This is a genomic window from Paenibacillus jilunlii (genome assembly GCF_900102965.1).
GTDB classification, from domain to species: domain Bacteria; phylum Bacillota; class Bacilli; order Paenibacillales; family Paenibacillaceae; genus Paenibacillus_AQ; species Paenibacillus_AQ jilunlii.
Map to the genome: position 1 here is coordinate 1 of NZ_FNGM01000016.1, position 26,289 is coordinate 26,289.

Below are 26,289 nucleotides of genomic sequence, written 5' to 3' on the forward strand. Positions count from 1 at the left end.
CAGTTCGGTCCCTATCTGTCGTGGGCGTAGGAAATTTGAGAGGAGCTGTCCTTAGTACGAGAGGACCGGGATGGACGTACCGCTGGTGCACCAGTTGTTCCGCCAGGAGCATGGCTGGGTAGCTACGTACGGACGGGATAAGCGCTGAAAGCATCTAAGCGTGAAGCCCCCCTCAAGATGAGATTTCCCAGCATGTAAGACCCCTTGAAGACGACGAGGTAGATAGGTTGGAGGTGGAAGCACGGCAACGTGTGGAGCTGACCAATACTAATCGGTCGAGGGCTTATCCAAAAGTAAAACGCCATTTTCGTTTCGGATTCAGTTTTCAGGGAGCAAGACCCTGAACGATTTTAAGCTGCATGTCCTTTATAGGGACTGATATTTTGCTGAAGCGATTCTGCGGAAGTGAAACCAGCGCAAAAATCACGTTTGGTGGCGATAGCGGAGGGGTTCCACGCGTACCCATCCCGAACACGACCGTTAAGCCCTCCAGCGCCGATGGTACTTGGACCGAAGGGTCCTGGGAGAGTAGGACGCCGCCAAGCACATGAAGCCATTGTTGAGCAATCGACAGTGGCTTTTTTTGTTTTATGGAAATCATGATATTCTATAAAGAAGTGGAATTTGTCTGGAGTGATGGAAATCGTCAGATGAGATTTCTTTTTCTAACTGGTGCTTGCTCAACTGCTTCCTTGCAAGCACTAGTTGGAAAAAGGGAACTTATTTCTCCGAATAATCAACAATCGCGGGAAATAAGTGGAGAAAGGAAACTTAATTGGGCAATATTACTATGCCAGGGGCGAAATGAGCTAAAATTAATTGACATTTTTCCACTTAAGCTGCAGAGCACGCGGGGGTTCGCGTAATTTAGTTAACCTTTTTCCACTTGGAGCCGCTTTGGGGTTCATGGAGGGACCTCCAGCAACATCAACTGAAATCCCATGCAGCTATGTTGACCAGAAGGGCGAGGGGGCTATTTTGTTTTTTTTGGAATAGAGAGTATGTAGACGGATAATCTTCAGGAGGCGATGCCATGATTCTCTGGATAAATGGAGCTTTTGGTTCGGGAAAGACTCAAACGGCCTTTGAGCTAAATCGCAGAATCCCGCAATCCTTTGTGTTCGACCCGGAAAATGCCGGTTATTACATACAGAAGAATATTCCTCTAACGCTGAAGAAAAATGATTTTCAAAATTACCCTCAGTGGCGTGAATTTAATTATTCCATGTTACGATATATTGCCTCCGGATTTGAGGGGATCATTATTGTTCCAATGACGATAGTCGAGCCTGATTACTTTAGGGAGATCGCAGGACGACTGAATGACGACGGGATCCAGGTTCATCATTTCACCTTATGTGTTTCGCGGGAGCAGCTCCTTTCCAGGCTGAGAAGCCGTGGAGAGGGACAACACTCATGGGCTGCCAAACAGATCGACAGATGCCTTAAAGGGCATCAGCATCCTATATTTGCAGAGCAACTGGTTACAGATAATATGAGCATTGAACAGGTGGCAGAAGCCATAGCTGCCAAACTTCAGATTTCGCTGCTGCCTGCTGCACAGGGTAGGGTGAGAAGATTTATTCAGCACTTAAAAGTGAAATATCAGCACATTCGTTTGATTAACAGATGAAAAAGATCTCCCAACTTTTTCTTTAGAGGCTATTGCTATATCTCTCTTTGTTTGATATAATATTTTTTGTTGTCAAATGGTAGCTTTGTATTATGGCCCGTTGGTCAAGGGGTTAAGACACCTCCCTTTCACGGAGGTAACATGGGTTCGAATCCCATACGGGTCACCAATTACATCTTTGAATTTTGGGATGAGAATCCATAGAGTTCGCTTAGGCTTCAACCGAGTGGGGAGTATCCCATACGGATTATTATTTTTTTGAATTGATTTTTTTGACTTGTTTTTGCTAAGTAACTATGGTATGATAATTAAGTTGCTTCTTTCATGGAGGCTTAGCTCAGCTGGGAGAGCATCTGCCTTACAAGCAGAGGGTCGGGGGTTCGAACCCCTCAGCCTCCACCATGAGGCTCCAATTCAATATTAACAACTGACGCGGGGTGGAGCAGCCCGGTAGCTCGTCGGGCTCATAACCCGAAGGCCGCAGGTTCAAATCCTGCCCCCGCAATTTATCCCTAAAAAGTGAAGATATGCTATGTAGCGTATTCCGATTACTTTCCGGGGACCCCATAGTACTTAATTTGGAACCGTGGTGTAGTTGGCCTAACATGCCTGCCTGTCACGCAGGAGATCGCGGGTTCGAATCCCGTCGGTTCCGCCATCAAAATTTGCTTCAGGGATGAGAATCCATTATAGGGTTCGTTGGAGCATCCGCTTCGTTAGGATTACATCGCAATCTCGTAACGAAGTGAAGAGTATCCCGTCGGTTCCGCCATCAAAATTTACTTCACCGTTACAACATGAATATCAACTGCTTTACATACCGTGTGCGGACGTGGCTCAGCGGTAGAGCATCGCCTTGCCAAGGCGAGGGTCGCGGGTTCGATTCCCGTCGTCCGCTCCATAATTTGCGCCCTTAGCTCAGCTGGATAGAGCGTTTGACTACGAATCAAAAGGTCGGGAGTTCGAATCTCTCAGGGCGCGCCATCTTTATTCCAACATCAAATTTTGCCGGCGTGGCGGAATGGCAGACGCGCTCGACTCAAAATCGAGTGGGAAACCGTGGAGGTTCGAGTCCTCTCGCCGGTATTAGTTAAAGGCTTCTGAAATTGTGTGAACCACAATTTCAGAAGCCTTTTTTAGGTACCACAAAGTATATTGGGGTTCCCGCAAAGTACCTGAATCAGGTCCATGCAAAGGCCTGCTTTGTGGAAGGATTTTAAAAATGGTGTGCCCGGAGGCATACATTATCTAGTTGGTGAAAATCCAACCAAAGGCTGAGCCAATCGACCTTTGTAGCTAGGATGCTGCACATCCGGATCACTTACTGTAACGAATGCTAATGAAGGGATTGTTTTCCCGGTAAAGGGTGCTAATAATTACTATATGTACAGAATCAACGCAATGGCTCAAAAGCTTGAGCTTTACAAATCGGTAAATGGAACCATGCCCCTGGTATCCAGCACCGCTTTCACAGCTGCCGCGAATCAGTGGTACACTGCAAAAGCCGTAGCACAAGGGAACAATACTAAAGTTTACGTAGATGCAGTAGTTCTTGAACTATAGGAATGGTGATTCAGCCTATTTCAATTCGCAGGTTCATTTCGGTAACGAACAATTGAATGTTGCTGGGAATGAGATCCATATTGCCTTCCATTAAGTTCATCGGGTGATTCCTGATGGACTTTTTTATATTTTTAGATAGACAGAAGAGAATAAATCATATATGTTAATACTTATTATAAGTCGTTTAAAAACTAGAGAAGGTGAGGTAGCCTACTAATGAATCCCATCACCAATAATACAATACGAGTCAAAAAAATGAATCAGGAATTAGTCCGGCAGACCCTCAAAACAATGAAGCAGGCTACAAAGTCTACGGTGGCACGGGCTACAGGCCTGAGCATAGCGACCTCTGGGAGCATACTTAATGAGCTCTCTGCAACAGGTGAATTGCTGGAACTTGAAGCTGAAGAATCTAACGGAGGCCGGCCAGCGAAGGTCTACCAGTATAATATGAATTTTTCTTATATTGCCTGCATTATTGTCAAGGCTGGATTGAACGCGCACTCCCTGCAATTTATGGTAGCCAATCTTGCCGGAGAGGCGGTAGAGGAAGGACACGAGGAACATATGCCGATGGATGTCGCCACAATCGATCAGCTAATTAGTAAGCTTATCTCGCATTATCCGGAGATTCAAGCTATCGGGATTGGTGTTCCGGGGGCTGTGAATCAAGGGGTCATGAATACCGGTGATATTCAGGAATTGATTAATGTTGAGTTAGAGAAGTTAATTCGTGAGAAATATGAAATCGAGGTCATTTTGGAGAATGACATGAACTTGACCGCTTATGGTTTTTACCACAAACAAGAGTACGATGAAGAGAAATCAGTTGCTGTGGTGACATTTATCGAAGGCAGTTTCCCTGGAGCAGGCTTGATGGTGAACGGGCATATTCATAGAGGCAGTACCCGCTTTGCAGGAGAGATCGCTTTTTTGCCTTATGGTATGTCCCGAGAAGAGCAGTTTCAGCAATTGCATGACCGGAACACTTTTCCTTCTTTGTCTGCCCATGCTGTAACCAGTTTGATCGCGGTGATGAATCCGGAAACGATTGCTTTGACAGGGAGCCTGATGCAGGCCGCAGATATAGATTTAATCCGTCAGGAGTGTCTAAAAAATATACCGGAGATGCATATGCCGCAGCTTATCCTGTTAGAGCATCCGGATGAGGACTATATGCATGGTTTGATAACAATGACGCTTGAAAGCCTGGCTTATTCCTACCAACTGGTAGAGAAACGGAGATAGATTATGATCTGAACGGGCAAACATTTATGGGGAATTTTACGTACTGAATGGAACCAGTGAATAATAAATACAGCTCATCATGGATGAGGAAAGGCAGGAACAAAAATGAATCAAAAAGAAAGAATGCTTGCTGGACTCCCTTATAAAGCTTGGTTGGATGGATTAAGTGAAGAAAGGATGGAAAATAAGCTTAAAGTTCATGAGTATAATCTGCTTCGCCCCGATGAAGCCGGGAGGAGGAATGAATTAATCTGCGAGATCCTTGGCAAAGCGGGTGTGAATGTACACATTGAGTCACCCTTCCGTTGCGATTACGGTGCGAATATTTCGGTGGGTAAAAACTTTTATGCCAATTATAACTGTACGATTCTTGATGTCGGCAAGGTGGTCATTGGCGATAATGTGATGTTTGCTCCGAATGTATCGATTTATACGGCCGGTCATCCCATACATCCGGTTTCCAGAAATTCAGGGTACGAGTATGGAATTGCCGTTACAATTGGCGATAATGTGTGGATCGGCGGCAATGTTATCGTCAATCCGGGCGTGACTGTCGGAAACAATGTTGTGATCGGCGCAGGCAGCGTGGTGACCAAAGATATTCCCGATAATGTTATAGCCGTAGGCAGCCCGTGCAAGGTTGTCCGTGAAATTACGGAGGAGGACCGGAAGTATTACTTTAAAGACAAAGAATTTGATGTGTTGGACTATTAAAATTTCTGCGGTATCGTCAGGTGTGTACATATGCGATCTTAATGCAATCTTAATGCGGGAGTCAAAGTCATAATACGATGCTGATTTTGCACATGCTATACTAAGTAGATGAAGGCGTGTACAACCAAAGTGATAAGCAGAAAGCGGGCAGGGGATGGAGATTAATCAGACCGGTGACGGTTCCATACTTGAACAGTTGACAGGCATGAAGACAGGACAACGAAGAGGAAGGCTGAAGATTTTTATTGGGTATGCGCCGGGCGTAGGAAAAACCTGTGCAATGCTGAATGCGGCCCATGAGGAGCAAAAAGAGGGGACGGATGTGGTAGGCGGGTATATAGAAACCCACGGCCGGCCGGATACCCTGGCTATGCTGGAAGGCTTGGAGCTTATACCTCCAATGACAATGCCCTATGAAGATTCAATCGTTGCGGAATTTGACCTGGACCGGGCACTCCAGCGCAGCCCTGAGCTTATTTTGTTGGACGATTTGGCTCATGCGAACACGGCTGGGTGCCGTCACAAAAAAAGATATCAGGATGTGGAGGAGCTTCTCCGCGCGGGAATTCATGTCTATACGACGATTAATGTTCAGCAGATTGAGAGCCTGACGGACATTGTCTATTCTATTACGGGTATGACTGTTCAGGAACGCATTCCGGATAGCGTATTCGACAGTGCGGATCAGGTGGAATTGGTTGATATTGAACCTATTGACTTGATAGACCGTTTAAATAAAGGGAAAATTCATCGTGAACATGCTGATGAGGAATTCGCGCAGCTGTTCACCAAGGAGAAGCTGACTGCGCTGCGCGAAATTGCCCTGCGCAATACGGCAAGCCAGTTAAACCGGATCGCCGTACAAATTAGTGAACAGGCGAAGAAAAATGAATATGATACCAAGGATCATATTTTGGTGTGCCTATCCTCGGCTGCTTCCAATAAGAAAGTAATCAGGACGGCTGCGAGAATGGCTGAAGCCTTCCATGGGCAGTTTACGGCACTGTTTGTAGAAACACCGCAAACCCAAAAATTAACCCAAAAAAACAAAACCGAGCTGAGGGATAATCTAAGACTGGCTGAGCAAATGGGGGCAAATATCGCCACGGTGTATGGAGAGGATGTCCCGGGACAGATCGCGGAATATGTCAAAACAAGCCGGGTATCAAAAATCGTCCTCGGCCGCTCTCCTTTTAAAAAGAGAGGGTATGCTAAATCTAATCTTGTGGATAAGCTCACCACTCTGCTTCCAAATATTGAAATCTATATTATTCCCTATACACACCCTTCTTTTTACAAAAGATTACCTTTATACGTGAGATATCCCAAGCTGTCGCTGGCAGACACTAACAAGACGATTGCTATTTTAGTGGTTTGCACATTGATCGGCATCTGGTTTCGCTATCTGGGGTTTCTGGAATCCAATATTATTACTGTATATATTCTGGGGGTTCTGTTAAGCGCAATTGTAACCAAGGGAAGGGTGTACAGTGCCGTTTCGTCGGTGATGAGTGTGCTTGTGTTCAATTACTTTTTTACCGAGCCTTACTATTCTCTGAATGCATATGATGCAGGGTATCCGGTTACTTTTCTCGTAATGCTGACGGCCTCGTTCATAACCAGTACACTGACTATGCGGGTAAGCGAGCAGGCCCGTCAATCTGCACAAAAAGCCTACCGGACGGAGGTTCTTCTGGAAACCAGCCGGAAGCTGCAGCAGGCGAAGGATTCCCCGGCAATCATTGATGAAATGGCCCATCAGATGGTAAAGCTGCTGGACAGGACGGTCATTTTTTATTCGGTTCAGGAAGGGGCATTGGCCGCGCCGCTGATTTTTCCAAAGGAAGGCTCTGACGTTGATCCGCTTACGTACACAGGCAGCAATGAACGTGCGGTTGCGGAATGGGTGCTTAAGAACAACAAGCGGGCGGGAGCGACCACGGATACCTTCTTTGGTGCGAATTGCCTGTACCATGCTGTGCGCGGAGGCGATACGGTCTTTGCAGTGGCCGCTATTGTGATGGAGCAGGAAGAGCCGTTAGAGGTTTTTGAGAAGGGCCTGATGATTGCTATGCTGGGAGAATGTGCACTTGCGCTGGAAAAAGAAAAACTGAACGAAAAACAAAAAGAAATTTCCATGCAAATTCAACAGGAGCATCTGCGTGCCAATCTGCTCCGCTCGATCTCTCATGATCTGCGGACCCCCCTTACCAGCATCTCGGGGAATGCAGGAATTCTGGTGGGGAACTCCGGGGTCCTTAGCGAGGAACAGAAAAAAGGGCTGTACACGGATATTTATGATGACTCCATCTGGCTGATTCATTTGGTGGAAAATTTATTGTCGATCAGCCGGATTGAGAATGGCACACTGAATCTTAATTTTCAGGCAGAATTAATGGAGGAGGTTATCTCCGAAGCGCTCCTTCACGTGAACCGCAACAGTGAGAAGCATGTGATTCACACGGAACTCGATGATGAGCTGCTTATGGCCCGGATGGATTCCCGGCTGATTGTGCAGGTTCTGATCAATATTGTGGATAACGCCATAAAGTATACCCAACAGGGTTCCCGCATTACGGTTTCGGCCAAACAGGATGGACATAGGGTCATTGTGGAAGTCTCCGATGATGGTCCGGGTATTTCTGAGGAAGCCAAGGCCAGGCTGTTTGAGATGTTTTATACGGTGGATAATATTCGCGGGGATGGCCGCCGTGGCCTGGGTCTGGGGCTATCTTTGTGCAAGTCCATTGTGAATGCCCATGGAGGGGCTATAGGTGTGAAGGACAATGTCCCCAAAGGAACGGTATTTTATTTCACCCTGCAGGCCGAGGAGGTCAATATTCATGAATAAGCCTTTAATTCTTGTTGTCGAGGACGACAAGCCCATCCGCAAGCTGATTACAACCACGCTGGAGACCCAAGGGTATAAATATCATACGGCTGAGACAGGCGAGGCCTCCATATTAGAAGCCGTATCCAATCAGCCGGAGCTGATGATCCTCGACTTGGGATTGCCGGATATGGATGGTGTGGATATCATCAAAAAGATCCGCACATGGTCGAATCTGCCGATTATTGTGGTCAGTGCACGCAGCGAAGACCGGGACAAAATAGAGGCGCTGGATGCGGGGGCGGATGATTATTTAACCAAGCCCTTCAGTGTGGAGGAGCTGCTGGCCAGGCTGCGGGTCAGTCTGCGGAGGATCCGGTATGACAGTGATAAGCTTCTCAAGGATGCATCCAGCTTCGTCAATGGAAACCTGAAGATTGATTATGCCGCCGGATGCGTATGGATCGGTGAAGAAGAAATCCATCTGACGCCAAGTGAATACAAGCTTCTGTGCCTGCTGGCCAAAAATGTGGGCAAGGTGCTGACCCATAATTATATCCTGCATGAAATCTGGGGCAGTCCTACGGTGGATGTTCCTTCCCTGCGGGTATTTATGGCAACCTTGCGGAAAAAAATCGAAAAAACACCCGCGCAGTTCAAATATATTCAGACACATATCGGAATTGGCTACCGGATGCTTCAAGTGGGCGACGATAGCTGACCGATTTAAATGTAACTTGCTTGATCAACCATGCTCTTTGAGGGCATGGTTTTTTTGTGCTGCGCTTACAATCTGAATCTTTAGATGATCTTAATACCTCCAAGAAAACCCTAACCCTAAACTTATGGCGGAAATGTTACTCTGAATCTCGGAAGCTAAAGCAAAAGTCGGACCGGCTGATCAGGAAAGAGGTGGTGGGGGATGGAAGGATTGTTAAGAAACACGGGGCTGATCTCAATTCTGCTGGTAGTGCTGTATTCGATAAAAAAAATATACGATGTTGCCGACATGCGGAAGGCGGGAATGCAAGGCTGCTATGAAAATAAAGACATTTATAAAGCGGCCCTAAAGTTCGCCCAGGGAGCGCCCGAGGCCGAGATTAGAGAAATCCTGTCTAGCAGCTATGAGCTGGACGACAGGCAAGTCGGGCAGACGATGCAACTGGCGCTGGCCTCCAGGCAGGATGGGGATGGAGGTTATGCGGCTTTCCTCAAGGCTGTGAACCAGGTGCTGGGCGAAGACAGATACTACGTTAAATAGAAGGAGGTCTATAAACATGCTTGATATTTATATGATTGCCGCACTAATCATTCTCACCCTGCTCATGGTCGGGCTGGGGCAATGGGCTTCCAGAACCATCGATAAAGGGAGTGACCAAGGATGATGTGGGTATTGGGAATAATCGTAGCAGCTCTCTTTGTGTACTTAACTTACGCGTTGATTAATCCGGAAAAATTCTAGTAACGATTTCAGGAGGGATTTAAGTGACCATGATTTCTTATATCGCAATTGCTATAACCTTATTGCTCTCCTTGCTGCTTGCCCGTCCTGCGGGACTGTACATGGCTCAAGTCTTCAATTATGAGAGAACAGGGCTAGACCGCTGGTTCGGCTGGCTGGAGAAGCCGGTCTATGCGATTGGCGGCATACGGAAAGAGAATTATAGCTGGAAGCAATATGCTCTGGCTGCGGTCCTCAGCAATGCAGTAATGATGCTGCTGGTCTATCTGATTTTCAGATTTCAGGGAGTGCTGCCGCTAAATCCAAGCGGGATCGCTTCGATGGAGCCAACACTCGCTTTTAATACGGTAATCAGCTTTATGGCGAATACGAATCTTCAGCATTACAGCGGCGAAAGCGGACTATCCTATCTGTCGCAAATGCTGGCTATCGTATTTATGATGTTTACCTCCCCCGCTACCGGGCTTGCTGTGGGAATCGCCATTATCCGTGGGTTGACCGGGAAGCCGCTGGGGAACTTCTTCGTGGATATGGTCCGGGCGATCACCCGGATTCTGCTGCCGATCTGCTTTGTCCTGGCGCTTGTTTTTGTGGCTCTCGGTGTGCCGCAGACGCTGGAGCCTACTGCTCTGGGCCATACGCTGGAAGGGATGACACAAGAGATCGCGCGCGGTCCTGTAGCCTCTTTCCTGTCCATTAAGGAGCTTGGCAACAACGGCGGCGGATTCTTTGGTGTCAATTCTGCCCATCCTTTTGAAAATCCGGATGCAATCAGCAACCTGCTGCAAATTCTGCTCATGCTGCTGCTAGGTACGGGGCTTCCTTTTACCTACGGGAAAATGGTCGGCAATAAAAAACAGGGACGGGTGCTGTTCGTATCGATGGCCATGATGTTCATAGTCTTCCTGGGGATTTCACTGGCCAGTGAAAATGCCGGAAACCCGGCCGTTAACGCTCTGGGTATTCAGCATCAGCAAGGCTCCATGGAAGGGAAGGAGGTCAGGTTCGGCGTTGCCCAGTCTGCCCTGTACTCGGTCGTTACGACAGCATCAGAGACAGGAGCAGTCAATACGATGCATGATACGCTAACGCCTATAGGCGGATTGATTACGATCGGCAATATGATGCTGAATACAGTATTTGGCGGTGTCGGAGTGGGATTTGTCAATGTGCTAATGTATACGATGATTGCCGTGTTTCTATCGGGTCTGATGGTGGGGCGAACACCGGAGTTTCTTGGTAAAAAAATAGAAGGCAAGGAAATGAAGCTGATTGCAGTCACGCTGATTATCAATCCGATACTTATTCTGCTGCCCACGGCCCTGGCGCTGCTCACCCAGTCCGATACCCTTTCGAATCCCGGTTTTCACGGGCTGACACAGGCGCTCTATGAATTCACTTCCGCTGCTGCCAATAATGGCTCCGGCTTTGAAGGGCTTGGGGATGCAACGCCGTTCTGGAATATCTCCACCGGAATTGTGATGTTCCTTGGCCGGTATTTCTCCATCATTGCAATGCTGGCTGTAGCAGGTTCACTGGCAGCCAAGAAAACTGTACCTGAAACCTCAGGGACATTCCGTACGGACAAGGCACTGTTTGGTACTGTTTTTCTGGGTACGGTACTGATTGTCGGGGCATTAACATTCTTTCCGGCGCTTGCACTGGGACCGATTGCTGAATTCTTGACGCTGAAACCTTAGAGGCTATGGATGGAGGAAGAAAAATGAGTACAAAGAAAAGTGCAATCAATAAAGATATCGTCATGCAGGCTGCCAAGCAGGCGTTTATTAAGCTGGACCCGCGCATTATGCTGCGCAATCCGATCATGTTTGTGGTGGAGATCGGCTTCATCATTACCTTATTTCTAGTATTTGTGCCTAGTGCATTTGGCGGGGATGTATCCACGGGCTTTAATCTTGCGGTAGCGTTCATCTTGCTGTTCACAGTACTCTTTGCCAACTTTGCGGAAGCACTGGCGGAAGGCCGGGGCAAGGCGCAGGCGGATTCGCTTAAAAAATCCAAAAAAGAAATCACTGCCAACAAGGTGAGCGGGAGCTCGGTCAAGCAAGTGCCTTCCACGGAACTGCGTAAAGGCGATGTGGTTATTGTGGCCCAGGGAGAAATGATTCCGGGTGACGGGGAAGTCATTGAGGGCCTGGCCTCGGTCGATGAATCAGCGATTACGGGCGAATCTGCTCCAGTGATCAAAGAGGCTGGCGGTGACTTCAGTTCTGTAACCGGAGGAACCAAGGTCATCAGCGACCGGATTAAGGTCCGTATTACCAGTGATCCCGGAGAGTCTTTTCTGGACCGGATGATTTCTCTGGTGGAAGGGGCCAAACGTCAGAAAACGCCAAACGAGATTGCTCTTAATACCGTGCTGGTCAGCCTGACGATTATCTTCCTGATTGTAGTCATTACGCTGCCATTCTTTGCCGATTATCTGGATATCCGCCTGGAGGTTCCGGTGCTGATTGCCCTGCTGGTCTGTCTGATTCCCACTACCATTGGAGGGCTGCTGTCGGCTATCGGTATTGCGGGAATGGACCGGGTCACTCAGTTCAACGTGTTGGCCATGTCTGGTAAAGCGGTGGAAGCATCCGGGGATATCAACACGATCATTCTCGATAAAACAGGAACCATCACTTACGGGAACCGCATGGCCAGTGAATTTATCCCGGTAGGCAAGCACTCCCGGCAGGATGTGGCGGCTTGGGCAGCCTTAAGTTCGGTCCGCGATGAGACGCCTGAGGGGCGGTCTGTGCTGGAGCTGCTGAAGAATCAGAATCTGTCCTTTCAGGAGTCCATTGCAGAAGGTGCGGAATTTGTAGAGTTCAAGGCTGAGACCCGCATGAGCGGCATTGACCTGCCGGATGGACGCCATATCCGCAAGGGGGCGGTAGATGCGGTAAAACAATGGGTCGCCGGGCAGGGCGGGATGATCCCGGATGATTTGCAGGCAAACAGCAACGCTATTGCGTCAGCGGGGGGAACACCGCTTGCCGTAGCGGTCGATCAGACGATATACGGCCTCATTTACCTGAAGGATACTGTAAAGCCAGGGATGCGGGAACGGTTCGAGCAGATGCGGAAGATGGGAATCAAGACAATTATGTGTACGGGGGACAATCCGCTGACAGCTGCGACGATAGCCGCTGAGGCTGGAGTGGATGATTTCATTGCCGAAAGCAAACCGGAAGATAAAATTGCCGTTATCCGCCGCGAACAAGCGGAAGGCAAGCTGGTAGCCATGACCGGCGACGGTACCAATGATGCCCCTGCCTTGGCCCAGGCCGATGTGGGAATTGCCATGAACAGCGGAACGGTTGCTGCCAAAGAGGCCGCCAACATGGTGGACCTTGACTCCGATCCTTCCAAAATTATTGAAGTGGTCTCTATCGGCAAGCAGCTGCTGATGACCCGCGGAGCATTAACTACATTCAGTATTGCGAATGATATCGCCAAATATTTTGCGATTATCCCTGCGATGTTCATGGTGGCAATTCCTGAAATGGAAGTCTTGAATGTGATGAGACTGCATTCCCCTCTGTCAGCCATCCTTTCGGCCTTGATCTTTAACGCAGTGATTATTCCGCTGCTGATTCCGCTGGCGATGAGAGGGGTGGCTTATAAGCCGATGAGCTCGTCACAGCTTCTAAGCCGCAACCTGATCATTTATGGCTTAGGCGGTGTGATTGTCCCGTTTGCCGGCATTAAGCTGATAGACTTGGTTGTCCAATTCTGGGTATAGAGAGGATGAATGCGGTATGAAGACTATCGCTGTTTCAATAAGAACAACTGTCGCACTCATGATTATCGTTCTGGCGTATCAGCTGGTTGTGACGGGAATCGCTCAGGCAGTCATGCCGGATAAGGCGGATGGAAGCTTGATCTATAATGATAAACATGAAATCATTGGCTCCAAATGGATTGGACAGAATTTCACGTCCCCGGGTTACTTCCATGGCCGGATCTCCAGTATTGAATATAACGCGGTTTCCTCAGGTACGCCGAACTATGCGCCGTCCAACCCGGATATGCTTGAACGCACGAAGGCGTCAGTAGAGGCTTGGAAGTCGGAGAACCCCGGGATTCCCGTGTCTGAATTGCCCGTGGATCTGATCACCAATTCCGGCTCCGGATTAGATCCGCACATCAGTGTGGAGGCGGCGCAGGTTCAAATCCCGCGCATCAGCAAAAGCACCGGCATACCGGAAGAACAATTGAAGGAATTGGTAGCAAAGCATACCCAAGACAGAGAACTTGGAGTCCTGGGAGAGCGGGTTGTCAATGTGCTTCTTCTCAATATCGATGTGCAGAAGACGGTGAACGGAAAATAAATCGGAACGTGAGGAATGGACAAGGTGGAAAACTTCAAGCGGAAAAGTCCGGAGGAAATCCTGTTATCCATCTCCAAGCTGCATCGTGGACGGTTAAAAATTTTTATTGGTGCAGTAAGCGGGTCGGGCAAAACCTATCATATGCTGCGGGAAGGGACGGCGCTTCAGCAGCAGGGAATCGATGTCGTCATCTGTGCGGTATCCACGCTCCAGCGCCCGGAAACGATTGAACAAATCGGGGAGCTGGAACGGATCCCGAGTATTCATTGGGTTCATGACGACACGGAAAAAAAGGATCTGAATATGGAGGCACTGATCCTGAGGAATCCGGAGGTGGTTCTGGTGGATGGTCTGGCGCACCGGAACCGTCCAGGTGCGGAGCATAAGACCAGACTGGAAGATATCCACTTCCTGCTCAGTCACGGAATCAGTGTAATGACTACGGTAAACGTATATGAGCTGGAAGGCGTAAGGGAACTGGCCCAGAAATACATGGGGATTGAGGTGGAGGAGACCGTCTCTGCGCATACACTGGAGCTTGCAGATGAAATCCGCCTGATTGATGTAACACCTGAAACGCTGCTCCAGCGTGTCTCGGAAGGGCATGTACGCAACAGTAAAACCGCCGCCCTGTTTCAGCGGGGAACGCTTGGTGTGCTGCGCGAGCTGGCTCTGCGGCTGGTGGCGGAAGGGGTAAATGACTCGCTGGAGAAGCATCGTGAGCAAATGGGGATGCTCGGTCCGTCCGGCGCGGCGGAACGCATTCTGGTCTCCACCCAATATCACTGGAACGGTTCTATATATGTCCGGCGCGGCCAGCAGGTAGCGAAACGGCTGAATGGTGAACTCATGATCATTACCTTTACGAACCAAAAACGTCCGCTGACGAAAGAGCAGGCAGCTTTTAAGGAGTCGCTCCTAAAGCTTGTCCAGAAGGTCGGGGCGGAGTTCGAAGAACTGCCTTTCCATTCCCGGAGAAGACTGCCGGAGCGGCTGATCCAGTATGCGCTTGAACATAATGTTACCCGGATTATGCTGGGCCATTCCCGGCAGTCGAGGTGGCAGGAGTTCTGGCAAGGCTCTGTTGTCAATGATATTCTCCGGAAGTCCAGGAATATGGATATCTTCATGGTTGCGGACCGGGCGGAGCATCAAGGAGAGCGGATTTTGCCCGCAAAACTGGCCGTCCCCGCCGATAACCCGCTGTATCACCGGTTAAGCTCACGCGAAGTGGACGAAAAAATCGGGCGGATCAGGAGGGGGCGGTTCAAGGTCTTTATTGGCGCGGCACCCGGAGTTGGCAAAACCTATACCATGCTGCGGGAAGGCAATCATCTGCTCAAGAAGGGAGTAGATGTTGTAATCGGTCTTCTGGAAACCCATGGCCGCCAGGAAACGGGTCAGCAGGTCGCTGAACTGCCGCTTATCGAACGGGCAAAAATCAAATACTCAGAAACTGTACTGGAGGAAATGGATACCGGGGCCATCCTGAGGCGTAACCCTGAATTGGTGCTGGTGGATGAGCTGGCTCACACTAACGTTCCCGGCAGTAAGTATAAAAAACGCTATGAAGATGTAATGGAAATTCTGAACGCGGGCATTTCGGTCATTTCAACGGTCAACGTGCAGCATCTGGAAAGCTTGAATGATGCGGTGGCCCAAATCACCGGGGTTCGTGTGAGGGAAACGGTTCCGGATTCCATTCTCCGCCTGGCGGACGAAGTGGAGCTTATCGATGTGGCACCACAGGCGCTGCAAGCCCGCATGAAGGAAGGGAAGATTTATGCCCGGGAAAAAATCGATCAGGCGCTGGACAACTTTTTTAAAATCGGGAACCTGATTGCCTTGAGAGAGCTGTCACTCCGGGAAATTGCCGATGATGTAGATGAACGGCTGGAGGCATGGGAACGTGTCAGCTCTCTGCGCGGACCCTGGAATAAGCAGGAGGTTATTTTTGTCTGTGTGAAGCTTAGTCACAGTGCCGGGAAACTAATCCGCAGGGGATTCAGGACGGCTTTCCGGTTGAAGGCGGATTGGATTGTTGCCTATGTACATTCAGCGAAAGAACTGACTGAGGACGAGCAGAAAATGAAGGCAAGCATTGAAAACCTGACTCTTCGGCTGGGCGGAAAATTCGAAATGATCTCCTCGTCAGGGCCTTCATCGAGGCTTGCAGAGGTCATTCAGGCGAAAGCTGACGAACACCATGCCACCCAGCTTATTATCGGCCAATGTGACCGCCCGGCATGGAAACGGCTATGGGAAGGCACGATCATCAAAAAACTGCTGCGTACCGCAAGGCATATGGACATTCTGATTGTCGCCAACTACGATCCTCATATCAAGCGGGATATTCTTCCTGAGGCTGCTGCGCATGAATAATGCTGCCGTGCTTAGACTTGGCTATGCCAATCAGCCCTGCACCGGTGACCGTGATGGCACATAACAGGGCAAAGACGGGGAATCCGGCCTGTACTCCGAAATGGCCCAGCAGGCGGGTTCCTGCTAATGGACCGGCGATGGTCCCCGCCTTGATCAATTCCGAGCAGCCGAAATATAAGCCTTTGACCTCTGCTGTGGCCAGCTCATCCACCAAGGCGTCGAAGCGTGCTCCGATCAGCAGCTCTCCCACGCTGAAGAGGACAATAAATGCAAGGAGCGGCAGCAAAGCAGGCGGCAAAATAAAAGGTAAAAAGCTTAGGCCGATCAGCAAATTGCTGACCAGAACTACGGTAAAGGGGTTCCATCTGGAGATCCAGCGCAGCAGCACAAATTGGGCAACGAGAATGATCAGGGCATTGGCGGATAGAAGGGTGGAGTACAGTTGAACACCATTCGTTAAAGAACCGGTGTTAGCCAGATACTGCGAGACGGTTGCATTCAGCTGTGAATAACCGAAGAAAGAGAAGCTCATGCCGGCCAGCAGCAGAAGGAAAACATGATCTTTGCAGATTACCGAGAAGGCTCGCTGGCGGCGGAGCGGTGCGGGCGGCGAAGCCGGAGCTCCGGCTGGCGTGTCCCGGAAGAAAAACCGGGTCGATACCCCATATAGAATGTACAGGATGCCTAGGATCACGTAGGGAAACAGCGTCAGTTTCATATTGAACAGCAAGCTTAGGAGGGGGCCGATAAAAGCTCCGAGATTAATCGCGGAATACCTCAGATTGAATACCAGCAGCCGGTTGTCTGGAGTGGTTTGGGCAGACAGCACTTTTTTGCTGGCAGGCTCAAAGATGGAATAGCATAAACCGTTAAGGCCGCTAAGCAGAAGGAAATGCCAGAAGCTGCCGGCAAAATAAAACAGGATGAAGGCGGAACCCCAGACAAGCGGGATTCCGCCTATTATTTTTTTCAAGGAGAACTTATCAGCCAGCCTTCCGCCAAAACTGCCGAACAACACATTGATGAGCGGATTAATACTGAGAATGTAGCCGGTGTGGAGGAGCGAAATGTCCTTTTGAGTCGTCAGGAATATAGCTAGAAAAGGAGTGCTCATAAAGAGTGCCGTTCTGGTGAAAAGAGTTCCAATCAGGATATTCCATACTTTGCTGTTCAGTTTCCGGTTTGCCTCATTGTTCATACCCGTCCTTCTTTCTGCTATGTATTTTTCATTGGCTCGAATGTAGCATACAATGAAAAATAGGCAGAGAATTTGTGCTGTATACTCACATTTGCGGGAGTGAAGTGAAATGGGAATGGTGCTGGGGGAGACCATTAAGCGGATTCGTAAATCCAGAGGGATGAATCAGTCAGATCTGGCAGAGGGCATCATGAGCCGCTCCAATCTGTCTCGTTTTGAAGGAGGAAAGTACTATCCCGGTTATGACAAGCTGGTTCTGATTCTGGATAAGCTGGAAATGTCGCTGGAGGAGCTGTTGTTCTTGCATCATGACTATGCCCAGCCGGTCAAACGGACACTCCACCTGGCCTTAGTTGAAGCGGGGAACCGTTACGAATTCGAGAAGGTCAGGGACGTCAGCTATGAATGCCATAGGTTGTATAAGACTACGCGGACGGAAGCTTATTACCATCTGTATTTGCTCGGACAGGGACTGTTGATTCAGTATGGTCATGAGGACCAGATCAGACAACTGAGCGAGATTGCCAATTACATTAAGCCCTATCTGCTAGGGGTAGATACCTGGTATTTGTATGAATTCAAGCTGCTTAACAATTTTTTGTTCACCCTGAACAGTGACGATGCCATTTTTTTTGGACTGAGGGCTGTGCAGGAATTTAATAAATACCACTCCTTTGCCGAGAGCAGAACCATCCAGCAGCATTTGCTCCAGAACATCTCCAATATTTGTCTGGCGGAGCGGAATTATGAGAAAAGCCTGTTTTTTCTTACAAAGGCTCTGCCTTTGGCGGATAAAACCAATCTGCTTTATGACAAGATTGTGACCTTAGTATTATATGAAATCACTGTAATCTGCCTGAAGCAAAGTCAGAACACGTCGAAATTATGCAGCTATTTAGCCATTCTGCAGCAGCTTGATTTTATGGATAGCTATCATGCCCTTCTGGCTGTATGCCGAAAGCATCTTTCTAAGGGCTTGCAGGATTTAATTTTGAATTACGAATCAAATGTAGATAATGATATAATGAAATTGAAACGGAGTTGAACATTCATGGAATTGCTTAACCCACAGAATGATTTTCTGTTCAAACGCATTTTTGGAAGTGAAGAGAATCGAGATGTGCTGCTGGCCTTTTTGAACCGAACGTTTACAGAAGCCGGGAAGCTGCCGTTGAGCGAGATTATTCTCTTGAACCCATACACCGACAAAGACGCTCCGCGCGACAAGCAATCCATTCTTGATATTAGAGCTAGAACGACAGAAGGCGAAATTATCAATGTTGAAATGCAGTTGTTTAATAAATACAACACTGAGAAAAGGACTCTCTTCTACTGGAGTAAACAATACTCCGGTCAATTACAGGAGGGACAGCCTTATAATCAATTAAAGAGATGCGTGACCATAAACATTCTGAACTATGCTTTTTTGCCAAATGACCTGTACCATAATGTGTTTCATCTACGCGAAGATAACACTGGTATTTCACTTATTGATGATATCGAAGTTCATTTTCTAGAATTGCCTAAGCTGGATGAGCAAGCTGTCTCCATTGAAAAAGGTGGGCTTGTGAACTGGCTGCTGTTCCTCAAAGGCGCAGATCAATCCAAATGGGGGGTGCTGACGATGAATGAACCCGTATTAAAGAAAGCTATGGATACATTGGAGTTCTTGAGCCAAGACCTTGAAGCACGTAGACAATATGAATTACGGCAAAAGTATTTGCATGATGAAGCCTCAATGATTGAGGGCGCCCGGAAAGAGGGGCAAGCTGAAATGGCAAGGAAGCTTCTTGCTTTAGGTGTTGAGATTTCTGTCATTTCTGAAGCTTCTGGGCTCAGTGAAGAAGAGGTTAGGGTATTAAGACCTTTACAGTGAAAATATAAAAGAAGAGCCGACCCATTGCGGTCGGCTCTTCTTATCTTGACAGGAGTTTTTTATGGCCGGTAAGCTTACATATGCTATAGTTTGTTATATATTTACACAAATGAATGAGACAAGGAGCGCGTGAATATGTTCAGAATCATGATTGTGGAAGATGATCCGAAGATTGCGGACCTCCTGCTGTCAGCGATTACAAAGTACGGGTATGATGTGGTAAAGGTCGAGGATTTCCATCAGGTGCTGCAGGAATTTGAACGGGTAAGACCGGAGCTGGTTCTGCTTGATGTGAATCTGCCCAGTTATGACGGTTATTACTGGTGCCGGCAAATCCGTAATGTCTCTACTTGCCCTGTACTGTTCATTTCCGCGCGGGACGGTGAGATGGACCAGATCATGGCGCTGGAAAACGGGGGGGATGATTACATCACCAAGCCGTTCCATTCAGGGATTGTGCTCGCAAAAATCCACAGTCACCTCCGCCGGGCTTACGGGGAGTATGCGGCCAAGCGTGAGGAGCTGATGCTGGAGAAGGAAGGCCTGATCCTGTATCCTGAAAGGCTTGAATTGCAGTATGGGCAGGCGGTCGTGACCCTCACCAGAAAGGAATCAGATCTTATAGAGAGTCTTATGGAGCGTTATCCGAGAGTGGCCAGCCGGGAAGCCCTGCTGGAGAAGCTGTGGGACCCGCAGGCTTTTGTGGATGAGAACACGCTTAATGTGAACATCGCACGGGTCCGGAAGAAATTTCAGGAGCTTGGGATTGAAGATGCCGTGCTTACCGTCAGAGGTTCGGGATACCGGCTGAACATCAGCTGGGCAGAGGGCTGAGCCATGAAGCTGTTTATCCGGGAGCATGCGTTGTTGTTGGCCGTTCAGCTGGTGCAATTTGGCGCAATGTTCTCTATTTACTGGTTTGACGGGTACCGCAATCTTCCGACCGCGCTCTACTCCGTCTTTATTGGGTTCTTCTTTCTCAGCTGCTACCTGGTATATCAATATATTAGCAGACGCCGCTATTATCTTCGCCTCAGCAGACCGCTTGATACGCTGGACGAATCTTTTCAGAAGATTGAGAATAACCCCGTTTCCAAAGCGCTGGAGCAGTTGCTGCATACACAATACCGCCACTATCAGCAGCAGCTGACTGCGGTGAAGCTGCAGCAGGAGCAGCACTTAACCTTTATTGACCAATGGGTGCATCAGATGAAAACACCGCTGTCGGTGATTGAGCTGACTGTACAGAATATGGACGAGCCCGAGTTTGCCAGCATCCGGGAGGAGCTGGAACGTATGCGCAGCGGTCTGCATACCGTTCTGTATATGGCCAGGCTGCGGGCTTTTGAAAAGGATTTTCACATCAAACCTGTCGTCCTGCCGAAGCTCGTGAGCGAGGTTGTCCATGATCACAAACGGCTCTTTATCCGCAATCATATCTTTCCCGAGGTGAAGGCTGCCTCTCCCGGAATTACCGCCCAGACCGATGAGAAATGGCTGTTCTTTATGCTGTCGCAAATTATAAACAATGCCATCAAATATTCAGCAGCAAAAAATACGGGGGAAGGCCAGAAGATTACGGTCTCCTGCTATATCAGGGGATTGGATGCAGTCATTGAGGTTAAGGATCAGGGGATTGGCATTCAGAAGTCTGATCTGAAACGGGTATTCGACCCCTTTTTCACCGGCGACAACGGGCGCGGACTGCGGGAGTCTACGGGAATGGGACTGTATTTGACGAAGGAGTCCGCAGACCGTCTCGGGCACCGGCTTGAGCTGGAATCGGCGGTTGGTGAAGGAACGGTGATGCGGATTATTTTGGCGGCGAATCCTTTGCTTACAAGCGTGTAATAAAAGTGAAACCTAAATCGATGGTTGATGTGCTGCCGTCTCCGGTATATTGGTTACAGAACCAATACTGTGCATACAAAGAGAGGGGCGTATAGCCATATGCTAGAGGTAAGGCAGGTCAGTAAAATATATGAAGGGAACGTGGCTTACCGGGCTTTGACCGATATTGATCTAACCATTGACGCCGGTGAATTCGTGGGCATTATGGGGCCGTCCGGCAGCGGTAAAACCACCCTTCTGAATATGATTGCCACGGTTGATGGCCCGACTACCGGAAGCATTATGATCGATGGCAAGGACACCGGCAAGCTTGATAAAAACGAATTGGCGGTGTTTCGCCGGCGGGAGCTGGGATTTGTCTTTCAGGATTTCAATCTGCTGAATACCTTGACTGTGGAGGAGAATATTGTCCTGCCGCTGACGCTGGATGGAACCCAGGTGAATGAAATGAAGCAGAAGGCGCAGGAGATTGCCGGGAAGCTGGGGATCAGCGCCATTATGAAAAAACGCACCTATGAAATTTCCGGGGGACAAGCCCAGCGGACAGCGATCGCCAGAGCTATGATCCATTCCCCGAAGCTGCTGCTTGCGGATGAGCCTACCGGCAATCTGGATTCCAAAGCAGCCAAGGATGTGATGGATCTGCTGGAAGCGATCAACCGGGAGCAGTCAACAACGATGATGCTCGTTACACATGATGCTGTAGCGGCCAGCTATTGTCACCGTGTGGTGTTCATTAAGGATGGAAGATTCTATACAGAGATCCACAGCGGGAACAACCGCCAGAGTTTTTTTCAGAAGATTATCGATACACTATCGCTGTTAGGGGGATACAGCAATGACGTTCCGCCAGTTCGCATTCCGTAACGTCACCCGGAACAAAAGGCTGTATACCGCCTATTTCCTCAGCAGCATGTTTACGGTGATGGTCTTCTTTACCTTTGCTATTTTTGCCTATCATCCGGTGCTTAGCGCGGAGAACTTACAATCGAGTGCGGTTATTGCGCTTTCGGTCTCCAAGTGGATCATCTATGTGTTCTCCTTCTTCTTCGTACTCTATTCCATGAGTGCATTTCTGCAGTCGCGGAAAAGGGAGTTCGGGCTGATGATGATGCACGGAATGACTACCCGGCAGCTGCGGCGGATGATTTTTATGGAGAATATGCTGATCGGGTTAAGCGCCACCGCCGGCGGCATCGGTCTCGGGATTGTATTCGCGAAGGGGATTCTGCTTGCGGGGACAAATGCGCTTGCGCTTAAAGAGCCGCTGCTATTCTATTTTCCATTCAAAGCGGTCTTGCTGACACTGATTTCGTTCATGCTGCTCTTCGTCCTGATCTCCTTGTTTATTTCGGCGGTGCTGCGCAGCGGCAAGCTGATCACGCTCATCAAAGCGGATCGTCAGCCCAAACAGGAGCCGAAGGCTTCGCTTCTGCTGTCCTTGCTGGTGGTATTACTGCTGGGGACCAGCTACTTTCTTTCTCTTCGGGCCAGCGGGTTGGAAGTAGTGATGCTGCTCGCGCCTGTTGTCATTATGGTCACGATCGGTACCTTTCTGCTGTTCACACAGCTCAGCGTATATCTGATCCGCAAGCTGAAGGGACGGGAGCGTTTTTTCTGGCGTAGAACCAATATGCTGCTGCTCTCTGACCTTTCCTACCGGATGAAGGACAATGCGCGTTCTTTTTTTCTGGTCGCCATCATCTCTACCGTTTCCTTCAGCGCTATAGGGGCATTATACGGGTTTCAGTCCATGCTGAACGGATCGCTTACGCAAAAAAATCCCTATCTTTTCACCTATATGTCTGCGGATGGGGACAGCCAGGCACGGACCCATATACAGCTTATTGACCAGAGCCTAAGCAAAGCGGGGATTGCCGCCGAAAAAACGGGTTTGGAGCTTAACTATTATAAGGCTGCGGATGGCAGCCAGACAGTCGTTCTGGTGAAGCAATCGGAATATAACAACGTAGCAGAGTTAATGGGGCTCAAGCCCATCCAGCTTGCCGCAGGGAAAGCCGCTATTGTAGATTTCGGGCTGTCGCGCAAGGGGGAGGAGATGCTCCACCAGCCGGTGAAGCTGCAGCCAGGGATGGTCATCGAGGCGGATCAGGCCGTCGTTTCTCCGGCGGTACGGGCTTTCAGCGGTTACTACGTCGTCTCCGATGAGTGGATTGGCCGGCTTGCACAGCCGCTGAAAGTGAGCCGCTATTACGCCTGGCACGGGGCGATTGGACAGCAGGGAGTACAGATGGTGGGCGGAAAACTGACAAATGAGCTTCCCTATGATGAGCACTATAATTTCTATGCGCTGGAGTATCAGACCTCCAAGATTAATGATAACTTTGGGCCATTGATGTTCATGGGGTTCTTTATCGGGATCGTATTTTTTGTCTCCGCCGGCAGCTTTCTCTATTTCCGGCTGTACAGCGATCTGGATGAGGATAAACAAAAGTTCAAGGCCATTTCCAAGCTGGGGCTGAGTGACAAAGAGCTTGGCAAAATATTGAACCGTCAGATCGGCCTGCTCTTCTTCGCCCCTATCGTTGTCGCGCTTGTGCACGGAGCCGTGGCTCTTACAGCGTTGTCACACATGTTCCAGTATTCCATGTTCAGGGAATCCCTGCTGGTGCTTGGACTGTTCTTCTTCATCCAGGTCATTTACTTCTTCATTGTCCGCTTGTTCTATATCAGACAGATCAGATCGGCGCTGGCCGGATCATAAGGGAGGATATTCATCCTGAAGCAACGGTCCGTCCGCGGAGCGTCCACATCAAGTGCTCAAGCCCATCCTGCCCAAAAAATGAGGGGGTGCCCATGCCGCAATTTCGGCTTTTGGGGCACCCCCTTTAGCTAGTTACACCTGATTAGGAATCTCTACCGCAGGATCGGTATCGGCTTCATAATCCACGCCTTCGGTCTGGAAGCCGAAGAGGTGGAAGAAATCTTCACGGTAGCCTTCCAGATCGGCAAGCTCAGGAACATTGTCAGTTTCGAGCTCGTTCCAGCGTCTCATGACTTCGATCTGCACATCCTCGCGCATTTCCCAATCGTCGATACGGATCAGGTGGCTGCCGTCCGCGGCTGCTTCACCGCCGTTATATAAATGATCCGAGAACAAGCGGTACATTTGCTGAATGCAGTTTTCGTGCAGTTCCTTTTCCTTCATCACTTTATACAGAGCGGAAATGTACAGTGGAACCACCGGAATCGCGGAACTGGACTGTGTAACTAATGCTTTGTTGACTGAGACAAAAGCGCGTCCACCCTTGGCACTCAGCTTCTCATTCAGTGCGATGGCGGTCTGCTCCAAGTCGTTTTTGGCCAGTCCAATCGTTCCATCCCGGTAGATCGGGTGGGTGATCTTCGGTCCAACATAGGAGTAGGCTACGGTGGTTGCCCCGTCCGCCAGCACACCGGCCTCCTGCAGCTGGTCAATCCACATAGCCCAGTCTTCCCCGCCCATAACGGCGATCGTCTGGCGGACCTCATCCTCCGTTGCCGGTTCAATGGTGACTGTGGATACCTCTCCGGTATGGAAGTTCATTGTTTTATTCGTATAGGCGGAGCCTACCGGCTTAATCACGGAGGAGAACGTTTCTCCCGTTACCGGATGGGTACGGCGCGGGGAAGCAACGCTGTAAACCACAAGATCCACGGTGCCGTATTCGGCTTTGATCAGGTCAATCGTTTTGGTTTTGATGGCATCGGAGAAGGCATCTCCAACAATGCTGTGAGATTTGAGGCCCTGCTGTGCAGCGGCCTGCTCGAATGCGGCCGAGTTGTACCAGCCTGCCGAAGCGGTACGGACGCCTTCAGCGGCTTTGTCGAAAAAGACACCGATGGTATTCGCTCCTGCGCCGAAAGCGGCAGCAATCCGTGAAGCCAGCCCGTATCCGGTGGAAGCACCGATAACAAGCACATTCACAGGTCCGGTGAGCTTCTTTTGAGCTTTTACGAAATCAATTTGTTCCTGTATTTGTCTGGCGCACCCTTCCGGATGGGCGGTTGTGCAAATGAAGCCGCGTGTTTTTGGCTGAATGATCATCAAGGATTACCCCTTTATTTTAGTTTTTAACTTTTTTCACTAATATAAAGTATAGCAAATGATGGCTTAGAAAGATAAGTATGAATGTATTTTTTATATTTTGGGGGCCAAGCACCGGCACGGGCTGGAGCATAGGCAGTCATTTGAAACTTTTTCCAGATTTTCTTTTTGTGATTGAAGACCGGCAGACCGGAGTATGGCTGTTCCTCGGTGCGATTGAAAATCCGTTGCTGACTCATTAAAAACCGGGTCGATGCTTCAAATTTTCGGGGCTAAGCGCATAATTGCTCCCTTTGCAGGTCACAATAGGAAAAAAGCAGAATGAAGGGATCAACGTGAATGCTTTTCGCTTAAAGAAACAATTGTGGCGGCGTTGGAGACGTTGGAAAAAAGCCCCCTGGGTAGGAGCGGCCTGTATTGTCTTGACGCTGCTTGCCTGGCGCGGCATGCAGGTCCCGGAAGAGCTCAGCGGCTTGCTGAGTAATACGGCATGGACTGTGCCTGAGCATCTTAGCGGGCTGCAGGAACAGGCCTCATCCGCTGATCCAGGCGGAAGCGTGCCGGCTGCAGCGGCTGTGTACAGCCAGGCTGAAGAAGACGGGAAGGATGGGACTTCAGCCCTGGATCGTAAGCAGCTGCTGGAAACCCTCAGCCAGGAACCGGTCAGCCGGACGGTTCACTTGAAGACAACCTATATTTCCGGTGAGGAGATCGTAACCCTTCCCGGAGACAAGTCCCCCGTCCAGCTTAGGCAGGTCATTGCTGCACATCCCGACTGGAACGGCTGGATCAGCGCGGACGGGGATCTGTGGTTGGAGCGTATGGTCAACGATTTATCGCCGCTGATTAAGAAGGACGCCTTTATCGGCGTGGACGAGCACGGCAATCTGACCCTGTTCAAGGGTCCGCCGGCGCAAGAGAAGGTGCTGAAAACCTTTTTTCAAATGGACATGGGCTCGATGAAGTCTTCGCTGCCGGATGATATCTTAGAGCAGCTGCATGAAGGCATCCGTGTGCAGGATGTAGAAGAGTACAACAGCGTGCTGTCCACCTTCAGCGACTATGCGCGGGACTCGTCGGAACAGGTGATGCAAAGCGAAGAATAACAGATAGGGTAAGAAGGCCGCTTCTAAGCTGAAATACA

At 49.4% G+C, this 26,289-nt stretch carries 21 protein-coding genes, 7 tRNA genes and 2 rRNA genes; 28 read left to right on the top strand and 2 right to left on the bottom strand.

Annotation, left to right across the window (positions count from 1 at the left end):
- The 20 genes from BLQ82_RS23150 to BLQ82_RS23250 all read left to right on the top strand — a co-directional run.
- A 23S ribosomal RNA gene (locus tag BLQ82_RS23150) occupies positions 1-291 on the top strand; the annotation flags it as partial.
- 137 nt (positions 292-428) lie between these two features.
- Positions 429-545 (top strand): 5S ribosomal RNA (rrf, locus tag BLQ82_RS23155).
- 488 nt (positions 546-1,033) lie between these two features.
- The gene (locus BLQ82_RS23160; RefSeq protein WP_062519066.1) at positions 1,034-1,633 is read left to right on the top strand and encodes an AAA family ATPase; all 600 of its coding nucleotides are present in this window, start codon (positions 1,034-1,036) and stop codon (positions 1,631-1,633) included.
- Positions 1,634-1,727: 94 nt separating this feature from the next.
- Positions 1,728-1,802: transfer RNA gene (locus tag BLQ82_RS23165), tRNA-Glu, on the top strand.
- Positions 1,803-1,959: 157 nt separating this feature from the next.
- Positions 1,960-2,035 (top strand) — tRNA-Val (locus tag BLQ82_RS23170).
- A gap of 29 nt (positions 2,036-2,064) precedes the next feature.
- Positions 2,065-2,138 (top strand) — tRNA-Met (locus tag BLQ82_RS23175).
- Positions 2,139-2,213: 75 nt separating this feature from the next.
- Positions 2,214-2,291: transfer RNA gene (locus BLQ82_RS23180), tRNA-Asp, on the top strand.
- 168 nt (positions 2,292-2,459) lie between these two features.
- Positions 2,460-2,534: transfer RNA gene (locus BLQ82_RS23185), tRNA-Gly, on the top strand.
- A gap of 6 nt (positions 2,535-2,540) precedes the next feature.
- Positions 2,541-2,617, top strand: a tRNA-Arg gene (locus BLQ82_RS23190).
- Between the two features lie 23 nt (positions 2,618-2,640).
- A tRNA-Leu gene (locus BLQ82_RS23195) sits at positions 2,641-2,719 on the top strand.
- Positions 2,720-3,412: 693 nt separating this feature from the next.
- Positions 3,413-4,444 (top strand): ROK family protein, encoded by a 1,032-nt coding sequence (locus tag BLQ82_RS23205; protein ID WP_062519070.1) that lies wholly within the window; start codon positions 3,413-3,415, stop codon positions 4,442-4,444.
- A 105-nt stretch (positions 4,445-4,549) separates the two neighbouring features.
- Positions 4,550-5,158 (top strand): sugar O-acetyltransferase, encoded by a 609-nt coding sequence (locus tag BLQ82_RS23210; protein ID WP_062519073.1) that lies wholly within the window; start codon positions 4,550-4,552, stop codon positions 5,156-5,158.
- 154 nt (positions 5,159-5,312) lie between these two features.
- Entirely contained in the window at positions 5,313-8,009 is a 2,697-nt protein-coding gene (locus tag BLQ82_RS23215; RefSeq protein WP_062519075.1) for a sensor histidine kinase, read from the top strand.
- Positions 8,002-8,709 (top strand): response regulator, encoded by a 708-nt coding sequence (locus BLQ82_RS23220; RefSeq protein WP_062519077.1) that lies wholly within the window; start codon positions 8,002-8,004, stop codon positions 8,707-8,709. The genes BLQ82_RS23215 and BLQ82_RS23220 overlap by 8 nt, the downstream gene beginning before the upstream one ends.
- A gap of 201 nt (positions 8,710-8,910) precedes the next feature.
- Positions 8,911-9,249 carry a hypothetical protein gene (locus tag BLQ82_RS23225; protein WP_062519080.1) on the top strand — a complete coding sequence of 113 codons (339 nt, stop codon included), beginning with the start codon at positions 8,911-8,913 and terminating at the stop codon, positions 9,247-9,249.
- 123 nt (positions 9,250-9,372) lie between these two features.
- Positions 9,373-9,450: a K(+)-transporting ATPase subunit F gene (kdpF, locus tag BLQ82_RS33250; RefSeq protein ID WP_353953961.1), complete on the top strand. Its 78-nt coding sequence runs from the start codon at positions 9,373-9,375 to the stop codon at positions 9,448-9,450.
- A 32-nt stretch (positions 9,451-9,482) separates the two neighbouring features.
- Entirely contained in the window at positions 9,483-11,150 is a 1,668-nt protein-coding gene (gene kdpA / locus BLQ82_RS23235) for a potassium-transporting ATPase subunit KdpA (protein ID WP_062519111.1), read from the top strand.
- Positions 11,151-11,173: 23 nt separating this feature from the next.
- Complete coding sequence (kdpB, locus tag BLQ82_RS23240; RefSeq protein ID WP_062519083.1) at positions 11,174-13,201, top strand: potassium-transporting ATPase subunit KdpB; 2,028 nt, start codon at positions 11,174-11,176, stop codon at positions 13,199-13,201.
- Between the two features lie 16 nt (positions 13,202-13,217).
- Positions 13,218-13,790 carry a potassium-transporting ATPase subunit KdpC gene (gene kdpC / locus BLQ82_RS23245; RefSeq protein ID WP_062519085.1) on the top strand — a complete coding sequence of 191 codons (573 nt, stop codon included), beginning with the start codon at positions 13,218-13,220 and terminating at the stop codon, positions 13,788-13,790.
- A 24-nt stretch (positions 13,791-13,814) separates the two neighbouring features.
- Positions 13,815-16,172 (top strand): histidine kinase, encoded by a 2,358-nt coding sequence (locus tag BLQ82_RS23250; protein WP_062519113.1) that lies wholly within the window; start codon positions 13,815-13,817, stop codon positions 16,170-16,172.
- Here the strand turns inward: BLQ82_RS23250 and BLQ82_RS23255 are convergent.
- Positions 16,132-17,370, bottom strand: a complete 1,239-nt coding sequence (locus BLQ82_RS23255; RefSeq protein WP_062519087.1) for an MFS transporter — start codon at positions 17,368-17,370, stop codon at positions 16,132-16,134. The two genes, BLQ82_RS23250 and BLQ82_RS23255, sit on opposite strands and share 41 nt — an antisense overlap.
- A 109-nt stretch (positions 17,371-17,479) precedes the next feature.
- Between BLQ82_RS23255 and BLQ82_RS23260 the strand changes: the two genes are divergently transcribed.
- The 6 genes from BLQ82_RS23260 to BLQ82_RS23285 all read left to right on the top strand — a co-directional run bounded on the left by BLQ82_RS23260 (position 17,480) and on the right by BLQ82_RS23285 (position 23,822).
- Complete coding sequence (locus BLQ82_RS23260; protein WP_062519089.1) at positions 17,480-18,415, top strand: helix-turn-helix domain-containing protein; 936 nt, start codon at positions 17,480-17,482, stop codon at positions 18,413-18,415.
- A gap of 6 nt (positions 18,416-18,421) precedes the next feature.
- Positions 18,422-19,246 carry an Rpn family recombination-promoting nuclease/putative transposase gene (locus tag BLQ82_RS23265; protein ID WP_062519091.1) on the top strand — a complete coding sequence of 275 codons (825 nt, stop codon included), beginning with the start codon at positions 18,422-18,424 and terminating at the stop codon, positions 19,244-19,246.
- Between the two features lie 135 nt (positions 19,247-19,381).
- Entirely contained in the window at positions 19,382-20,080 is a 699-nt protein-coding gene (locus BLQ82_RS23270; RefSeq protein ID WP_060860774.1) for a response regulator transcription factor, read from the top strand.
- A 3-nt stretch (positions 20,081-20,083) separates the two neighbouring features.
- Complete coding sequence (locus tag BLQ82_RS23275) at positions 20,084-21,097, top strand: sensor histidine kinase (RefSeq protein ID WP_062519093.1); 1,014 nt, start codon at positions 20,084-20,086, stop codon at positions 21,095-21,097.
- Between the two features lie 99 nt (positions 21,098-21,196).
- Positions 21,197-21,964, top strand: a complete 768-nt coding sequence (locus BLQ82_RS23280) for an ABC transporter ATP-binding protein (protein ID WP_062519095.1) — start codon at positions 21,197-21,199, stop codon at positions 21,962-21,964.
- Positions 21,936-23,822 (top strand): FtsX-like permease family protein, encoded by a 1,887-nt coding sequence (locus BLQ82_RS23285; protein WP_062519097.1) that lies wholly within the window; start codon positions 21,936-21,938, stop codon positions 23,820-23,822. Before BLQ82_RS23280 ends, BLQ82_RS23285 begins: the two co-directional genes overlap by 29 nt.
- Before the next feature lie 132 nt (positions 23,823-23,954).
- Here the strand turns inward: BLQ82_RS23285 and fabV are convergent, their stop codons facing one another.
- On the bottom strand, positions 23,955-25,145 hold the full coding sequence (fabV, locus tag BLQ82_RS23290; RefSeq protein ID WP_074648548.1) for an enoyl-ACP reductase FabV: 1,191 nt from the start codon (positions 25,143-25,145) through the stop codon (positions 23,955-23,957).
- Positions 25,146-25,225: 80 nt separating this feature from the next.
- Between fabV and BLQ82_RS32155 the strand changes: the two genes are divergently transcribed.
- Positions 25,226-25,387: a hypothetical protein gene (locus BLQ82_RS32155; RefSeq protein WP_157243732.1), complete on the top strand. Its 162-nt coding sequence runs from the start codon at positions 25,226-25,228 to the stop codon at positions 25,385-25,387.
- Positions 25,388-25,567: 180 nt separating this feature from the next.
- Entirely contained in the window at positions 25,568-26,251 is a 684-nt protein-coding gene (locus BLQ82_RS23295) for a BofC C-terminal domain-containing protein (protein ID WP_062519101.1), read from the top strand.
- Positions 26,252-26,289: the final 38 nt, after the last annotated feature.

What these genes read in the sequence shown, in the direction of transcription:
- BLQ82_RS23265 (WP_062519091.1), top strand. Translation starts at nt 18,422, where the DNA reads ATGGAATTGCTTAACCCACAGAATGATTTTCTGTTCAAACGCATTTTT.
- BLQ82_RS23160 (WP_062519066.1), top strand. Translation starts at nt 1,034, where the DNA reads ATGATTCTCTGGATAAATGGAGCTTTTGGTTCGGGAAAGACTCAAACG.
- BLQ82_RS23275 (WP_062519093.1), top strand. Translation starts at nt 20,084, where the DNA reads ATGAAGCTGTTTATCCGGGAGCATGCGTTGTTGTTGGCCGTTCAGCTG.
- kdpF (WP_353953961.1), top strand. Translation starts at nt 9,373, where the DNA reads ATGTGGGTATTGGGAATAATCGTAGCAGCTCTCTTTGTGTACTTAACT.
- BLQ82_RS23215 (WP_062519075.1), top strand. Translation starts at nt 5,313, where the DNA reads ATGGAGATTAATCAGACCGGTGACGGTTCCATACTTGAACAGTTGACA.
- BLQ82_RS23260 (WP_062519089.1), top strand. Translation starts at nt 17,480, where the DNA reads ATGGGAATGGTGCTGGGGGAGACCATTAAGCGGATTCGTAAATCCAGA.
- BLQ82_RS23280 (WP_062519095.1), top strand. Translation starts at nt 21,197, where the DNA reads ATGCTAGAGGTAAGGCAGGTCAGTAAAATATATGAAGGGAACGTGGCT.
- kdpB (WP_062519083.1), top strand. Translation starts at nt 11,174, where the DNA reads ATGAGTACAAAGAAAAGTGCAATCAATAAAGATATCGTCATGCAGGCT.
- BLQ82_RS23285 (WP_062519097.1), top strand. Translation starts at nt 21,936, where the DNA reads ATGACGTTCCGCCAGTTCGCATTCCGTAACGTCACCCGGAACAAAAGG.
- BLQ82_RS23220 (WP_062519077.1), top strand. Translation starts at nt 8,002, where the DNA reads ATGAATAAGCCTTTAATTCTTGTTGTCGAGGACGACAAGCCCATCCGC.
- BLQ82_RS32155 (WP_157243732.1), top strand. Translation starts at nt 25,226, where the DNA reads ATGAATGTATTTTTTATATTTTGGGGGCCAAGCACCGGCACGGGCTGG.
- BLQ82_RS23210 (WP_062519073.1), top strand. Translation starts at nt 4,550, where the DNA reads ATGAATCAAAAAGAAAGAATGCTTGCTGGACTCCCTTATAAAGCTTGG.
- BLQ82_RS23255 (WP_062519087.1), bottom strand. Translation starts at nt 17,370, where the DNA reads ATGAACAATGAGGCAAACCGGAAACTGAACAGCAAAGTATGGAATATC.
- BLQ82_RS23205 (WP_062519070.1), top strand. Translation starts at nt 3,413, where the DNA reads ATGAATCCCATCACCAATAATACAATACGAGTCAAAAAAATGAATCAG.
- fabV (WP_074648548.1), bottom strand. Translation starts at nt 25,145, where the DNA reads ATGATCATTCAGCCAAAAACACGCGGCTTCATTTGCACAACCGCCCAT.
- BLQ82_RS23270 (WP_060860774.1), top strand. Translation starts at nt 19,382, where the DNA reads ATGTTCAGAATCATGATTGTGGAAGATGATCCGAAGATTGCGGACCTC.
- kdpC (WP_062519085.1), top strand. Translation starts at nt 13,218, where the DNA reads ATGAAGACTATCGCTGTTTCAATAAGAACAACTGTCGCACTCATGATT.
- BLQ82_RS23225 (WP_062519080.1), top strand. Translation starts at nt 8,911, where the DNA reads ATGGAAGGATTGTTAAGAAACACGGGGCTGATCTCAATTCTGCTGGTA.